The sequence below is a fragment of the Streptomyces sp. NPDC001222 genome, from assembly GCF_042896945.1.
In the GTDB taxonomy this organism is placed as follows: domain Bacteria; phylum Actinomycetota; class Actinomycetes; order Streptomycetales; family Streptomycetaceae; genus Streptomyces; species Streptomyces gibsoniae.
Window position 1 is genome coordinate 58,140 of sequence record NZ_JBIAXT010000017.1, and the last position, 14,770, is coordinate 72,909.

The window sequence follows — 14,770 nt, forward strand, 5'->3', positions numbered from 1 at the left end:
GACATGTACAAGCTTTTCTTCCGTCTGGTTTTCTCCCGGATGGACCCGGAGCAGGCCCATCACCTGGCCTTCCGCTGGATCCGCCGCGCCGTGCGCATCCCGGTGCTGCGCACCTTCGCCGCCGCCGTTCTCGCGCCTCGGTACAAGGAGCTGCGCACGGAGGCGTTCGGGCTGCGCATGCACGGCCCGATGGGTCTCGCGGCCGGCTTCGACAAGAACGCCCTCGCCGTCGACGGCATGGCGATGATGGGCTTCGACCACGTCGAGATCGGCACGGTCACCGGGGAGCCGCAGCCGGGCAACCCCAGGAAGCGGCTGTTCCGGCTCGTCGCGGACCGGGCGCTGATCAACCGCATGGGCTTCAACAACGAGGGCTCGCTCGCTGTCGCCGCCCGCCTGGCCTCCCGTACGCCCGTCTTCCGGACCGTCGTGGGCGTCAACATCGGCAAGACCAAGGTCGTCCCCGAGGCGGAGGCCGTTGCGGACTACGTGAAGTCGGCCGAGCGGCTCGCGCCGTACGCCGACTACCTGGTCGTCAACGTCTCCTCGCCGAACACCCCCGGTCTGCGCAGTCTGCAGGCGACCGAGGCGCTGCGCCCGCTGCTGAGCGCCGTCCGCGAGGCCGCCGACCGTACGGTCACCGCCCGGCGCGTCCCGCTGCTGGTCAAGATCGCCCCTGACCTCGCCGACGAGGACGTCGACGCCGTCGCCGACCTCGCGGTGGAACTGGGCCTGGACGGGATCATCGCCACCAATACCACCATCGCGCGCGACGGGCTCGGACTGACCTCCGACCCCGCCGTGGTGAAGGAGACCGGCGGACTGTCCGGGGCGCCGCTCAAAACACGCTCTCTGGAGGTGCTGCGCCGCCTGTACGCGCGCGTGGGCGACCGCATCACCCTGGTGGGCGTGGGCGGCATCGAGAGCGCCGAGGACGCCTGGCAGCGCATTCTGGCCGGTGCCACGCTGGTGCAGGGGTACAGCGCCTTCATCTACGAGGGGCCCTTCTGGGGCCGCGCTCTCCACAAGGGACTCGCGGCACGTCTGCGCACCAGCCCGTACGCCACCCTCGCCGACGCGGTCGGCGCCGATGTGAGGAACCCCGCATGACAGGCATGACAGGTCTGGAACCCTTCGGCACGCGTCTGCGCCGCGCCATGGACGAGCGGGGCCCGCTGTGCGTCGGCATCGACCCGCACGCCTCGCTGCTGGCCCAGTGGGGCCTGAACGACGATGTGGCCGGTCTGGAGCGGTTCAGCCGCACGGTGGTGGAGGCTATGGCCGAGCGCGTCGCCGTCCTCAAGCCGCAGAGCGCCTTCTTCGAGCGTTTCGGGTCGCGCGGGCTCGCCGTCCTGGAGAAGGCGGTCGAGGAGGCGCGGGCGGCCGGGGCACTGGTCGTCATGGACGCCAAGCGCGGCGACATCGGCTCGACCATGGCCGCGTACGCCGAGTCCTTCCTGCGCAAGGACGCTCCGCTGTTCTCCGACGCGCTGACCGTCTCGCCCTATCTGGGCTACGGCTCGCTCAAGCCGGCCGTGGACCTCGCGCGGGAGAGCGGCACCGGGCTCTTCGTGCTGGCGCTGACCTCGAACCCCGAGGGCGGCGAGGTACAGCACGCCGTACGCGCCGACGGCCGGAACGTGGGCGCGACGATGCTCGCCCACCTCGCGGCCGAGAACGCGGGAGCGGAGCCCCTCGGCTCCTTCGGGGCCGTCGTGGGCGCCACGCTCGGCGATCTGTCGTCGTACGACCTCGACATGGGCGGCCCGCTCCTCGCGCCCGGCATCGGAGCCCAGGGAGCCGCCCCGGCCGACCTTCCCCGGGTCTTCGGCAAGGCCGTGCGCAACGTGGTGCCGAACGTGAGCCGGGGAGTGTTGCGGTACGGTCCCGACGTGGTCGCGCTCCGTGACGCCTCGGAACGCTTCGCGGAGGAGATCAGGGTCGTGGTGGCGGCCGGCTAGAGGTTCCGGCGTCGCCGCGGGAGTCCTCTGACATGTGCTCGCGGAGGCGCCTGAGTCTGAATACATCCTCAAATCCCGGGCAGTATGTCCGAAAAGTCTGGCTCGGTAGAGGCTGACCAGGACTTTTCCGCTGTTCTCGCTGACTCTGGCGGACTTGCCCGCTAGTCTCCGACGAGAGAACGGGCAAGCGTGTTGCTCGTGCCTCCCCAGGTGTGGGGCGACTAGGTTCCTCACCGGTCCGTATCCGACAGTTCGACATCCGAGGTGACGTAGGCGTGGCTCTTCCGCCCCTTACCCCTGAACAGCGCGCAGCCGCGCTCGAAAAGGCCGCCGCGGCTCGCCGGGAGCGGGCCGAGGTCAAGAATCGACTCAAGCACTCCGGCGCCTCTCTGCACGAGGTCATCAAGCAGGGCCAGGAAAACGACGTCATCGGCAAGATGAAGGTCTCCGCCCTCCTCGAGTCCCTGCCGGGCGTGGGCAAGGTCCGCGCCAAGCAGATCATGGAGCGTCTCGGGATCTCCGAGAGTCGCCGTGTGCGTGGCCTCGGTTCCAACCAGATCGCCTCTCTGGAGCGCGAGTTCGGCGGCGCCGCCAGCTGAGTCCGGTGCACTCCGGGATTGCTGGAATAATCGCTGCATGAGTGAACGTCCGCGGCTGACCGTGCTCTCCGGCCCCTCGGGGGTCGGTAAGAGCACGGTCGTCGCTCACATGCGCAAGGAACACCCCGAGGTCTGGCTCTCGGTGTCGGCGACGACCCGTAAGCCTCGCCCGGGTGAGCGGCACGGGGTCCACTACTTCTTCGTCACCGACGACGAGATGGACAAGCTGATCGCCAACGGCGAGCTGCTGGAGTGGGCCGAGTTCGCCGGCAACCGCTACGGCACGCCGCGAGCGGCCGTGCTGGAGCACCTGGAGTCCGGCGTGCCGGTGCTGCTGGAGATCGACCTCCAGGGCGCCCGGCAGGTCCGTGAGACCATGCCGGAGGCGCAGCTCGTGTTCCTGGCTCCGCCCTCCTGGGAGGAGCTGGTGCGCAGGCTCACCGGACGCGGTACCGAGCCGCCCGAGGTGATCGAGCGCCGCCTGGAGGCGGCCAAGATCGAACTCGCGGCCGAGCCCGAGTTTGACGAGACCCTGGTCAACACCTCGGTCGAGGATGTGGCGCGCGAGCTGCTAGCCTTGATGAACGTTGTGTGATCAGGGTTGTGTGATCAGGTCTGATCTTTCCCATCTTTCGGAAGGTAGAGCGTGTCCTCTTCCATCACCGCGCCCGAGGGCATCATCAACCCGCCGATCGACGAGCTCCTCGAGGCCACCGACTCGAAGTACAGCCTCGTGATCTACGCGGCCAAGCGGGCCCGCCAGATCAACGCGTACTACTCGCAGCTCGGTGAGGGCCTCCTCGAGTACGTCGGTCCCCTCGTCGACACCCACGTCCACGAGAAGCCGCTCTCGATCGCCCTGCGCGAGATCAACGCGGGTCTGCTGACCTCCGAGGCCATCGAGGGCCCGGCGCAGTAAGCCACACGGTGCGATATGTCATATCGCCATATCGCGGCAGGTTTTTTCCACAGGCCCGGCAGTACTCCTGCCGGGCCTGTGGTCTGCTCAAGGGGGGAGCGCGGGGAACGCCCTTCGCGGTGATGCAGCATGGGGATGTACGGATCCGAGTCCGGGGAGAGACGGTGGACAAGCCGAAGGTCGTTCTGGGGGTCAGCGGTGGCATCGCCGCCTACAAGGCGTGCGAGCTGCTGCGCAGACTGACCGAGTCCGGGCATGACGTGCGCGTCGTGCCGACGGACTCCGCGCTGCACTTCGTCGGCGCGGCGACATGGTCCGCGCTCTCCGGCAATCCGGTCTCCACCGAGGTCTGGGACGACGTCCACGAGGTGCCGCACGTCCGCATCGGCCAGCACGCCGATCTGGTCGTCGTGGCCCCCGCGACGGCCGACACACTGGCCAAGGCGGCCCACGGTCTCGCCGACGACCTGCTGACCAACACCCTCCTCACCGCCCGCTGCCCGGTCGTCTTCGCCCCCGCGATGCACACCGAGATGTGGGAGCACCCGGCCACCCAGGAGAACGTGGCGACGCTGCGCCGCCGCGGCGCCGTCGTCATCGAACCCGCGGTCGGCCGGCTGACCGGCGTGGACACGGGCAAGGGGCGGCTGCCCGACCCGGCCGAGATCTTCGAGGTCTGCCGCCGGGTGCTGGCCCGGGGCGTGACCGAGCCGGACCTCAAGGACCGGCATGTCGTCGTCACCGCCGGCGGCACCCGCGAGCCCCTCGACCCGGTCCGTTTCCTCGGCAACCGCTCCTCCGGCAAGCAGGGCTACGCCCTGGCGCGCACTGCCGCGGCCCGGGGCGCCCGGGTCACCCTGATCGCCGCGAACACGACCCTCCCCGATCCGGCCGGCGTGGACGTCGTGCGGGTGGGCACGGCCGTGCAGCTGCGCGAGGCGGTGCTGAAGGCGGCCGCGGACGCGGACGCCGTGGTCATGGCGGCCGCGGTGGCGGACTTCCGGCCGGCGGTCTACGCCTCCGGGAAGATCAAGAAGAAGGACGGCCAGGATCCCGAGCCCATCGTCCTGGTGCGGAATCCGGACATCCTCGCCGAGATCTCGGCGGACCGGGCCCGCCCCGGCCAGGTGGTCGTCGGTTTCGCCGCGGAGACGGACGACGTGCTGGTGAACGGCCGCGCCAAGCTCGCGCGCAAGGGCTGCGACCTGCTTGTGGTCAACGAGGTGGGGGAGCGCAAGACCTTCGGCGCCGAGGAGAACGAGGCCCTGGTGCTGGGGGCCGACGGCAGTGAGACCCCGGTGCCGTACGGCCCGAAGGAGGCACTCGCCGAGACGGTGTGGGACCTCGTGTCGCCCCGCCTGTCCTGAATCCCTCCTTCCTCTCAAGAGTCGCTCGGGCCTCGCCACATTCGCGCGTGGCGGCCCTGGAAAAGAGCGCGCGGCATTGGGCAGAATGCCCGTGCCGCAGGTCACAGGGCTCCCGAGAGGCGAGACAGGTGGGCCGGTGGCCGAGCGCGACCGATAAACTGTTCTCGGACGACGCCGGGCGCAGCCCCCGTCCCGTCCACCAATGATCAGCCAGCAGCCGCTGCAACCCCAGGGAGCGTTGTGTCCCGTCGCCTGTTCACCTCGGAGTCTGTGACCGAGGGTCACCCCGACAAGATCGCTGACCAGATCAGTGACACCATTCTCGATGCGCTTCTGCGTGAGGACCCGACGTCCCGGGTCGCCGTGGAGACGCTGATCACGACCGGTCTGGTGCACGTGGCCGGCGAGGTCACGACCAAGACGTACGCGGACATCGCGACGCTGGTGCGCAACAAGGTCCTCGAGATCGGCTACGACTCGTCGAAGAAGGGCTTCGACGGCGCTTCCTGCGGTGTCTCGGTGTCGATCGGCGCGCAGTCCCCGGACATCGCGCAGGGTGTGGACACGGCGTACGAGTCCCGTGTCGAGGGCGACGACGACGAGCTGGACCGCCAGGGCGCGGGCGACCAGGGCCTGATGTTCGGCTACGCGACGGACGAGACGCCGACGCTGATGCCGCTGCCCATCTTCCTGGCGCACCGCCTGTCCAAGCGGCTGTCCGACGTCCGCAAGAACGGCACCATCCCCTACCTGCGCCCGGACGGAAAGACCCAGGTCACCATCGAGTACGACGCTGACAAGGCGGTCCGTCTGGACACGGTGGTCATCTCCTCGCAGCACGCGAGCGACATCGATCTCGAGTCGCTGCTCGCCCCCGACATCCGCGAGTTCGTCGTCGAGCCGGAGCTCAAGGCCCTGCTGGACGAGGGCATCAAGCTGGAGACGGACGGCTACCGCCTGCTGGTCAACCCCACCGGCCGGTTCGAGATCGGCGGTCCGATGGGTGACGCGGGCCTCACCGGCCGGAAGATCATCATCGACACCTACGGCGGTATGGCGCGGCACGGCGGTGGCGCGTTCTCCGGCAAGGACCCGTCCAAGGTGGACCGCTCGGCGGCGTACGCGATGCGCTGGGTCGCCAAGAACGTGGTGGCGGCCGGCCTGGCCTCCCGCTGCGAGGTGCAGGTCGCGTACGCGATCGGCAAGGCCGAGCCGGTCGGTCTGTTCGTGGAGACCTTCGGCACGGCCAAGGTCGACGCCGAGAAGATCGAGCACGCGATCACCAAGGTCTTCGACCTCCGCCCGGCCGCGATCATCCGCGACCTGGACCTGCTCCGCCCGATCTACGCCCAGACCGCCGCCTACGGCCACTTCGGCCGGGAGCTCCCCGACTTCACCTGGGAGCGCACCGACCGGGTGGAGGCCCTCCGCGAGGCCGCGGGGCTGTAGTCCCTCCCACTCGTGCACGAGGCCCGGCGCCCTTCGAGGGAGCCGGGCCTCGGCGCGTCACCGGCGGGCCCGGGGCCGAGCGCGTGCCGAGGCTCGGACGGCGGTGTCAGTGGGGTTTGGTAAGAATGCAAGCGTGAGCAGCGGGAACGGGCAGCAGCAAGGGGCGGGCGGGGACGACGCCGGGCCGCCCGAGCAGCTTGCGCTGATCCGTGAGGCCGTGCGCCAGGCCAGGGCGCCCCGGGCCAAGCCGCGCACCTGGCGAGGGGCCGCGCTCGCCAAGGACCTGCCCGTCGCGCGCGTCCTGGTCGACAAGGGCGTGCTGCATCTGGACCGGTACTTCGACTACGCGGTGCCGGAGGAGCTGGACGCCGTGGCCCGGCCCGGGGTGCGGGTCCGGGTGCGGTTCGGGGCCGGCGGGCGGACGGTGCGCGACGGACGGCGCGAGGGCGGGGGGCTCATCGACGGGTTTCTCGTGGAGCGGGTGGCCGAGTCCGACTACACGGGGCCCCTCGCGGCGCTGGCCCAGGTCGTGTCGCCCGAGCCCGTCCTCTCGCCCGAGCTGCTGGATCTCGCGCGGGCCGTCGCGGACCGGTACGCGGGCAGCCTCGCCGATGTGCTCCAGCTCGCCGTGCCGCCGCGGCACGCCCGGGCCGAGGCCACCGAGATGGGTCCGCCGCCCGCGCCGCCCGCCGCGCCGGATCCCGCCTCCTGGCGGCGCTATGCGCGAGGCCCCGAGTTTCTGCGGTCCCTGGCCTCCGGCGGTGCGCCGCGGGCCGTGTGGACGGCCCTGCCCGGACCCTGGTGGGCGGAGGAGATCGCCCGGGCCGTACAGGCCACGCTCGCGTCGGGCCGGGGTGCGCTGGTCGTGGTGCCCGCGGGGCGCCCCGCCGCACGGGTCGATGCCGCACTGAGGGCGCTGCTGGGGCACGGGCAGCATGCGCTGCTGACCGCCGACGCGGGACAGGAGCGGCGGTACCGGGAGTGGCTCGCGATACGGCGCGGGGCCGTGCGGGCCGTCGTCGGGACGAGGGCCGCGATGTTCGCGCCGGTCCGCGATCTCGGCCTCGTCGTCGTCTGGGACGACGGGGACTCCAGTCACAGCGACGACAACGCCCCCTTCCCGCATGTGCGCGAGGTCCTGGAGCTGCGGGCCTCGCGCGACAAGTGCGCTTTTCTGCTGGGAGGGTGGAGCTGCACCGTCGAGGCCGCACAGCTCGTCGAGAGCGGCTGGGCGGCGCCGCTGGCCGCCGACCGCGAGCAGGTACGAGCCGCCGCGCCGCTGGTGCGGACCGTGGGGGACCAGGATCTAGCGCGGGACGAGGCGGCCCGGGCGGCCCGACTGCCGACGCTCGCCTGGGAGGCCGTACGGGAGGGGCTGCGGCGCGGTCCCGTGCTGGTGCAGGTGCCCCGGCGGGGATACGTCCCCCGGCTGGCCTGCGCCCAGTGCCGCGCGCCCGCCCGCTGCAGGCACTGCGCCGGGCCACTGGCGGCCCAGGACGCGGGGGAGCTGCGATGCGGCTGGTGCGGGCGGGAGGAGAGCGCCTGGCACTGTCCGGAGTGCGGCGGCTTCCGGCTGCGTGCCCAGGTGGTGGGCGCCCGGCGGACGGCGGAGGAGCTGGGGCGCGCGTTTCCGGCCGTTCCGGTGCGGACGTCGGGGCGCGAGCAGGTGCTCGACACGGTTCCGGACGCCCCCGCCCTGGTCGTCAGCACCCCGGGAGCCGAGCCGGTCGCCGAGGGCGGCTATGCGACCGCACTGCTGCTGGACGGATGGGCCATGCTCGGGCGGCCGGATCTGCGGGCGGGCGAGGAGGCGTTGCGGCGGTGGATCGGTGCGGGCGCGCTCGTCCGGCCGCAGTCGGCGGGCGGGACCGTGGTGGTCGTCGCCGAGCCGACGCTGCGGCCGGTGCAGGCGCTGGTGCGATGGGACCCCGTCGGGCACGCGGTGCGGGAGCTGGCCGAGCGGGCCGAGCTGGGCTTTCCGCCGGTGTCGCGGATGGCGGCGGTGTCAGGACCGGCCGGGGCGGTCATGGGCTTCCTCGCCGGGGCCGGACTCCCGCCGGACGCCGAGGTGCTCGGGCCCGTACCCGTGCCGGTCACCGAGGCAGGACGCCCGCGACGGACCGGGGGGCCGCCACCGGGGGAGCGGTGGGAGCGGGCACTCATCCGCGTACCACCGGGCAGCGGAGCGGCACTGGCCACCGCGCTGAAGACCGCGCTGGCGGCGCGGATGGCCCGTGGGGGGAGCGGCGGGAGCGAGGCGGTACGGATCCGGATCGACCCGCCGGAGATCGGCTGACCGGCGGCGCATCCGCGGTCGGTGGTACGGCGGGTGAAGGGCGGGGGCCGACGGCCCGCGGTACAGGGCGCCGGGCCCGTCGGCCGGGGGGAGGCGGGGCGGCGCACGTCCGCCGGACCGCGGCCGGTTCGTGCGCCAGGGCATGTCACCGCAAGGCGGTGGTTGCGGGATCGGGACGCGCCCGGCGGCGGCGGGGGCTGGCGGCGCGCGATGCTGGGCGCCGGGCCCGTCGGCCGGGGGAGGCGGGGCGGCGCACGTCCGCCGGACCGCGGCCGGTTCGTGCGCCAGGGCATGTCACCGCAAGGCGGTAGTCGGGGGATCGGGACGCGCCCGGCGGTGCTCAGGGGCCGCCCTCGGATACGGATCGGTGCCGTCGCGGCGCGGCCGCACGGCTGCCTCCCGGTGCGGCCGGGAGGCAGGCGGAGGGCCGCTCAGCCGTTGCGCGGGCCGGGGAACGCCGTCGACCGCACCTCGTCGCGGAGGGTGGGGCTGCCCGCTGTGGGCTGGGTCGGCATCGAACGGGCCGCGGGCACCGTGGGCATGCCGGCGCCCATGTTGAGCGTGCGGGTGCCGGTCGGCTCCGGAGCGTGTTCGGCCTCGGTCGGCGCCTGGGCGGCGGCGCGGCGGGCCCCGTAACGGCGGTGCACCGCCTGCTTGGTGACGCCGAGTGCGGAGCCCACGGCGTCCCACGAGAACCCGAGTGAGCGGTCGAAGTCCACGGCCGCCGTGACCAGGGTCTCGACACTGTCCCGCAGCTCCTGGGCGAGGCGGACGGTCGGGGCGGGGGCGCGGCCGTAGACGACGAAGCCCGTGGACGGGCCGGAGCGGCGCGGGCGGTAGACATTGCCCAACTGAGCGGTGAGGGTGCGCAACGCGTCCACCTGTCGGCGGACCCGCTCGATGTCCCGCACCAGCAAGTGCAGGCTGGCCCGGGCCTGGGCGTCGTGGGTTGCGTGGTCGGCCATGAACAAGCCTCTCGAACCGGCGTTGAAAGGAATCGGGCCGCGATCGCGGCCCGTTGTGGTCAACTCTTTCTTGACCAACGCGCGTGAGGGGCTCTGGTCACGGTGCGGGGGCGTAACGAGACGGATGTACGCCCCCTGTGGCGGTGTGCGCTGTGAGGGGCATTCGCCCTGGATCAGGGCCGCCCTTCGCGCTTTCGGCGCCACAACCCCCCATAGACTGGTGCGCTATCCGTGCGTCTCGGCCCGCCGCAGTCGCCCGGGCCTTGTCCCGACTCCCGCCCGAGAGGCCGTCACCCACCCATGAGGCTTGTCTTCGCAGGTACCCCCGAGGTCGCCGTTCCCGCGCTGGACGCCCTGATCGCGTCCGGCCGGCACGAGGTGGCGGCCGTCGTCACGCGGCCCGACGCACCGGCGGGACGCGGGCGCAGGCTCGTCGCCAGCCCCGTCGCCGAACGGGCGGAGGAGGCAGGGATCGAGGTCCTCAAGCCGAACCGGCCCCGCGACGAGGACTTCCTCGCGCGCCTGCGGGAGATCGCGCCCGACTGCTGTCCAGTCGTCGCCTACGGGGCGCTGCTGCCCCGGGTGGCGCTCGACGTCCCCACCCACGGCTGGGTCAATCTGCACTTCTCGCTGCTGCCCGCCTGGCGCGGCGCGGCCCCCGTGCAGCACTCGCTCATGGCGGGCGACGAGATCACCGGTGCCTCCACGTTCCTCATCGAGGAGGGACTGGACTCCGGGCCCGTCTACGGCACCGTCACCGAGCGGATCCGCCCCACCGACACCAGCGGCGACCTGCTCACCCGCCTCGCCTTCGCCGGTTCCGGGCTGCTCGCCGCCACCATGGACGGCATCGAGGACGGAACCCTGAAGCCCGTGCCGCAGCCCGCCGAGGGTGTCACGCTCGCGCCCAAGATCACCGTTGAGGACGCGCAGGTGGTCTGGGCCGCGCCCGCGCTCCGGGTGGACCGGGTGGTGCGGGGCTGCACGCCCGCGCCCGGCGCCTGGACCACCTTCCGCGGCGAGCGGCTCAAGCTGATCCAGGTCACACCCGTGTCCGAGCGCACGGACCTCGCCCCGGGACAGCTGGCGGCCGGCAAGAACAACGTGTATGTCGGCACCGGTTCCTACGCCGTCGAGCTGGTGTGGGTGCAGGCCCAGGGCAAGAAGCCGATGCAGGCCGCGGACTGGGCGCGCGGAGTGCGCATCGGCGCCTCCGAGACCCTCGGCGGCTGACCTCCCCGTCCGCCCGCCGGCCCCCGGACGTACGCTGGGAAGCGCACGTCGTCCCATACCCGGAGCACCTTTTTCGTGAGCGACCAGTTCCGTCGGCCCCGCAAGCCCGGCAAGCCCTACCGTCGGCCCAAGAAGGACCCCGTCCGCATCCTCGCCTTCGACGCGCTACGGGCCGTCGACGAGCGGGACGCGTACGCGAACCTCGTCCTGCCGCCCCTGCTGCGCAAGGCGCGCGAGGCGGGCGAGATGGACGGGCGGGACGCGGCCCTCGCCACCGAGCTGGTGTACGGGACACTGCGCCGTCAGGGGACGTACGACGCCGTCATCGCGGCCTGTGTCGACCGGCCGCTGCGCGAGGTCGACCCGCCCGTGCTCGACGTGCTGAGCCTCGGGGCGCACCAGCTGCTGGGGACACGGATCCCCAGCCACGCCGCCGTGTCCGCCACCGTCGAGCTCGCCCGGGTCGTGCTCGGGGACGGACGGGCCAAGTTCGTCAACGCCGTGCTGCGCAAGGTCGCCCAGAACGACCTCGACGGCTGGCTGGAACGGGTCGCGCCGCCCTACGACGAGGACCCCGAGGACCACCTCGCCGTCGTGCACTCGCACCCGCGCTGGGTCGTCTCCGCCCTGTGGGACTCCCTCGGCGGCGGGCGCGCCGGGATCGAGGACCTGCTGGAGGCCGACAACGAGCGGCCCGAGGTCACGCTCGTGGCCCGGCCCGGCCGCGGCACCACCGAGGAGCTGCTCGGCGAGGAGGCCGCGGTGCCCGGTCGCTGGTCGCCGTACGCCGTCCGGCTCACCGAGGGCGGCGACCCCGGGGCCGTGGAGGCCGTGCGGGAGGGCCGCGCGGGCGTCCAGGACGAGGGCAGCCAGCTCGTCGCCCTCGCCCTCGCGAACGCGCCCCTGGAGGGCCCCGACGAGCGATGGCTGGACGGCTGCGCGGGGCCAGGCGGCAAGGCCGCCCTGCTGGCCGCCCTCGCCGCCGAGCGGGGCGCCACGCTGCTCGCCTCCGAGAAGCAGCCGCACCGCGCCGGCCTGGTGGCCAAGGCGCTCGCCGGGAACCCCGGGCCGTACCAGGTCGTCACCGCCGACGGAACCCGGCCGCCGTGGCGCCCCGGGGTGTTCGACCGGGTCCTGATGGACGTGCCCTGCACGGGGCTCGGTGCGCTGCGCCGCAGGCCCGAGGCCCGCTGGCGGCGCCGGCCCGAGGACCTCGACGGCTTCGCGCCCCTCCAGCGCGCCCTGCTGCGGACGGCCCTGGAGTCCGTACGCGCCGGCGGCGTCGTGGGCTACGCCACCTGCTCGCCCCATCTCGCCGAGACCCGGGCCGTGGTCGACGACGTCCTCAAGCAGTACCGCAACGCCGAACTCATCGACGCCCGGCCGCTGTTGCCCGGTGTACCGGCCCTCGGTGACGGCCCCGACGTACAGCTGTGGCCGCATATGCACGGCACCGACGCGATGTATCTGGCCCTGATCCGCCGCACCGCCTGACCCCCGGAGCTGCACGTTCCCCGAACAAGTGACCCGTTCTCATCTCGGTTGGCCGACGCCTGGCCGATCGGCCACCGAGGTGAGACGGACGGTCCCTCGGGTCCTCGCCGACTCGTGCGGAATGTGAGGCTTCTTCCGTGCGGCGTCGAACTCGGCACCACCAGGGCCAAGTTCACTTCCGCGGACCGGGCCCTCCTGCATGCCGCTCGGCGAACACGGTTGTGATGTCGGGCACGCACACCTGCTCAGCCCACGCCGGCCCGCCGGGGCGAACGCGCGGCAGTCGCATGTGCCGTGCAGGCCGACCGCGCGCCGATTCCGATGCGTGGCGAGATCGTGAGACGGATCAGCGCCGGTCACCGTGTGATGCGTCGGAAGAGCCGCAGGTGAGGCCTTCGCCGGTGGCCACGGTGCAGGAGATGCGGGAACCCGGCCCGGCGGGGCGCTGTGGTCCCGGGCGCGGAGCCCGGCATTCGGACCGGGGGGAGCAACCGTCGGCGGGCATGGCAGGCTTGGGTCATGGCCGTGCAGATCAACCCCAGCATCCTGTCCGCCGACTTCGCCCGCCTCGCCGAGGAGGCGCAGGCCGTGCGGGGAGCCGACTGGCTCCACGTCGACGTCATGGACAACCACTTCGTCCCTAACCTCACGCTCGGCGTGCCGGTCGTAGAGGCCCTGGCGCGGGCGACGGACACCCCGCTGGACTGCCATCTGATGATCGAGGACGCCGATCGGTGGGCACCGCAGTACGTCGAGGCGGGTGCCGGGTCGGTCACGTTCCACGCCGAGGCGGCCGCCGCGCCGGTCCGGCTCGCCCGGGAGATCCGGGCCAAGGGGGCGCGGGCCTCCATGGCGCTCAAGCCCGCGACGCCCATCGAACCGTACGAGGACCTGCTGCCCGAGCTGGACATGGTGCTGATCATGACGGTGGAGCCGGGCTTCGGCGGGCAGGCGTTCCTCGACATCATGCTGCCGAAGATCCGCCGCACCCGTGAGCTGATCAGCAAGCACGGCCTCGAACTGTGGCTCCAGGTCGACGGCGGTGTCTCCGCTTCCACCGTCGAGCGCTGCGCGGAGGCGGGGGCGGACGTCTTCGTGGCCGGTTCGGCGGTCTACGGCGCGGCCGACCCGGCCGCGGCGGTACGTGCACTGCGCAGCCAGGCGGAGGCGGCGACGGCCCGGGCGTCGTGGGCGTGCGACGACTGAGCCAACGGAACCTGAACGCCGACCGTCCGGGCTGATCGAATCCGCCGGATCTGCAAGGATGAACGGCGAATGCAGAGTGTGAACAGCAGTGAGGAGATGGCCGTGTCGGGTATGTCGGCGGGCCGGTCAGCCATGCGGATGGGACCCGCTGAGCTGGTGCAGGCGGCGGCCATGGCCCGTCGCTTCTATCTCGAGGGCAAGTCCAAGATCCAGATCGCTGAGGAGTTCGGCGTCAGCCGCTTCAAGGTGGCCCGGGTCCTGGAGACCGCCCTCGAACGGGATCTCGTACGGATCGAGATCAGAGTGCCGGCCGAGCTGGACGCGGAGCGCTCCGACGCGCTGCGCGCCCGCTACGGCCTCAGGCACGCCGTGGTCGTGGAGTCCCCTGCCGAGGCCGAGGAGTCGCCCGACCCGGAGAACCTCGGGGAGGTGGCCGCGGATCTGCTCGGCGAACTGGTGACCGAGGGAGATGTGCTGGGGCTCGCCTGGGGCCGGTCGACCATCAACATGGCGGCCGCCCTGGACCGGCTGCCGCCGTGCACGGTGGTGCAGCTGACGGGCGTGTACGACGCCGGGACCGCCGAGCGCGGCTCGGTGGAGGCCGTCCGCCGTGCCGCCCAGGTCTCCGGCGGGGACGCGCACCCCATCTACGCGCCGATGCTGCTGCCGGACGCGGCGACGGCGGCGGCGCTGCGCAACCAGACGGGGATCGCCCGTGCCTTCGAGTACTTCGACAAGGTCACGGTCGCCTGTGTCTCCATCGGCTCCTGGGAGGCGGGCATCTCGACGGTGCACGACATGCTGAGCGACGAGGAGCGGGCGCACTACGCGTCCCTCGGCGTCGCCGCCGAGATGTCCGCGCACCTCTTCGACACCGAGGGCCGCCGGGTCGGGCGGGACCTGGGGGAGCGCTGCATCACCGTCAAGGCGGACCAGCTGCGCCGTATCCCCGAGGTCGTCGCGATCGCGGGCGGGCAGCGGAAGGCGGCCGCCATCGACGCGGTCCTGCGCTCCGGGCTGGTCACCAGCCTGGTCACGGACACGGCGGCGGCGGACTATCTGATGACCGCGGGTCCGACGCCGACCCCGGCCCTGCACCGCGCGGACCCCGACGGCCCTTGAGGGGACCGACGGCAGAATGCGAGGGGACGGCCGAGGCCGCGTCACGCCCCACCGACGCGGCACGGCCGTCCCCTCGCCCGCAACCCTCCGGCGGGACACCGCGTGTCGACCGGCGGCCGGGTGGCGCGGTGCGCCCCACCGGCGATCACCTCGAAGATC

General features: G+C 72.6%; 13 protein-coding genes. 12 read left to right on the forward strand and 1 reads right to left on the reverse strand.

What is annotated here, in order from left to right:
* The first annotated feature begins 3 nt into the window (after positions 1-3).
* From ACFY2Z_RS22790 to ACFY2Z_RS22825, 8 genes are all read left to right on the forward strand, one after another.
* Positions 4-1,110 carry a quinone-dependent dihydroorotate dehydrogenase gene (locus ACFY2Z_RS22790; protein ID WP_390745925.1) on the forward strand — a complete coding sequence of 369 codons (1,107 nt, stop codon included), beginning with the start codon at positions 4-6 and terminating at the stop codon, positions 1,108-1,110.
* A 5-nt stretch (positions 1,111-1,115) separates the two neighbouring features.
* On the forward strand, positions 1,116-1,961 hold the full coding sequence (pyrF, locus tag ACFY2Z_RS22795) for an orotidine-5'-phosphate decarboxylase (RefSeq protein ID WP_390746013.1): 846 nt from the start codon (positions 1,116-1,118) through the stop codon (positions 1,959-1,961).
* Positions 1,962-2,236: 275 nt separating this feature from the next.
* The gene (locus tag ACFY2Z_RS22800) at positions 2,237-2,560 is read left to right on the forward strand and encodes an integration host factor (RefSeq protein WP_055492888.1); all 324 of its coding nucleotides are present in this window, start codon (positions 2,237-2,239) and stop codon (positions 2,558-2,560) included.
* 37 nt (positions 2,561-2,597) lie between these two features.
* The gene (gene gmk / locus ACFY2Z_RS22805) at positions 2,598-3,155 is read left to right on the forward strand and encodes a guanylate kinase (RefSeq protein WP_390745926.1); all 558 of its coding nucleotides are present in this window, start codon (positions 2,598-2,600) and stop codon (positions 3,153-3,155) included.
* A 51-nt stretch (positions 3,156-3,206) separates the two neighbouring features.
* Positions 3,207-3,479 (forward strand): DNA-directed RNA polymerase subunit omega, encoded by a 273-nt coding sequence (rpoZ, locus tag ACFY2Z_RS22810; protein WP_005319902.1) that lies wholly within the window; start codon positions 3,207-3,209, stop codon positions 3,477-3,479.
* 164 nt (positions 3,480-3,643) lie between these two features.
* Complete coding sequence (coaBC, locus tag ACFY2Z_RS22815; RefSeq protein ID WP_390745927.1) at positions 3,644-4,846, forward strand: bifunctional phosphopantothenoylcysteine decarboxylase/phosphopantothenate--cysteine ligase CoaBC; 1,203 nt, start codon at positions 3,644-3,646, stop codon at positions 4,844-4,846.
* 240 nt (positions 4,847-5,086) lie between these two features.
* A complete protein-coding gene (gene metK, locus ACFY2Z_RS22820) occupies positions 5,087-6,295 on the forward strand; it encodes a methionine adenosyltransferase (protein WP_390745928.1) in 1,209 nt (402 codons plus the stop codon).
* A gap of 133 nt (positions 6,296-6,428) precedes the next feature.
* Positions 6,429-8,591 carry a primosomal protein N' gene (locus ACFY2Z_RS22825; RefSeq protein WP_390745929.1) on the forward strand — a complete coding sequence of 721 codons (2,163 nt, stop codon included), beginning with the start codon at positions 6,429-6,431 and terminating at the stop codon, positions 8,589-8,591.
* Between the two features lie 431 nt (positions 8,592-9,022).
* Here ACFY2Z_RS22825 and ACFY2Z_RS22830 read toward each other — a convergent pair whose 3' ends face one another.
* On the reverse strand, positions 9,023-9,556 hold the full coding sequence (locus ACFY2Z_RS22830) for a hypothetical protein (RefSeq protein ID WP_390745930.1): 534 nt from the start codon (positions 9,554-9,556) through the stop codon (positions 9,023-9,025).
* A gap of 300 nt (positions 9,557-9,856) precedes the next feature.
* Here ACFY2Z_RS22830 and fmt point away from each other — a divergent pair, with 300 nt between their 5' ends.
* The 4 genes from fmt to ACFY2Z_RS22850 all read left to right on the forward strand — a co-directional run bounded on the left by fmt (position 9,857) and on the right by ACFY2Z_RS22850 (position 14,611).
* The gene (gene fmt / locus ACFY2Z_RS22835) at positions 9,857-10,789 is read left to right on the forward strand and encodes a methionyl-tRNA formyltransferase (protein WP_390745931.1); all 933 of its coding nucleotides are present in this window, start codon (positions 9,857-9,859) and stop codon (positions 10,787-10,789) included.
* 75 nt (positions 10,790-10,864) lie between these two features.
* Entirely contained in the window at positions 10,865-12,283 is a 1,419-nt protein-coding gene (locus ACFY2Z_RS22840) for an RsmB/NOP family class I SAM-dependent RNA methyltransferase (RefSeq protein WP_390745932.1), read from the forward strand.
* 519 nt (positions 12,284-12,802) lie between these two features.
* Complete coding sequence (gene rpe / locus ACFY2Z_RS22845; RefSeq protein WP_390745933.1) at positions 12,803-13,489, forward strand: ribulose-phosphate 3-epimerase; 687 nt, start codon at positions 12,803-12,805, stop codon at positions 13,487-13,489.
* Between the two features lie 78 nt (positions 13,490-13,567).
* Complete coding sequence (locus ACFY2Z_RS22850; protein ID WP_390746014.1) at positions 13,568-14,611, forward strand: sugar-binding transcriptional regulator; 1,044 nt, start codon at positions 13,568-13,570, stop codon at positions 14,609-14,611.
* Positions 14,612-14,770 lie beyond the last annotated feature (159 nt).

Bases quoted from the DNA above. Each gene is read 5' to 3' on its own strand.
- rpe (WP_390745933.1), top strand. From the start codon at position 12,803: ATGGCCGTGCAGATCAACCCCAGCATCCTGTCCGCCGACTTCGCCCGC.
- fmt (WP_390745931.1), top strand. From the start codon at position 9,857: ATGAGGCTTGTCTTCGCAGGTACCCCCGAGGTCGCCGTTCCCGCGCTG.
- ACFY2Z_RS22830 (WP_390745930.1), bottom strand. From the start codon at position 9,556: ATGGCCGACCACGCAACCCACGACGCCCAGGCCCGGGCCAGCCTGCAC.
- gmk (WP_390745926.1), top strand. From the start codon at position 2,598: ATGAGTGAACGTCCGCGGCTGACCGTGCTCTCCGGCCCCTCGGGGGTC.
- ACFY2Z_RS22790 (WP_390745925.1), top strand. From the start codon at position 4: ATGTACAAGCTTTTCTTCCGTCTGGTTTTCTCCCGGATGGACCCGGAG.
- pyrF (WP_390746013.1), top strand. From the start codon at position 1,116: ATGACAGGTCTGGAACCCTTCGGCACGCGTCTGCGCCGCGCCATGGAC.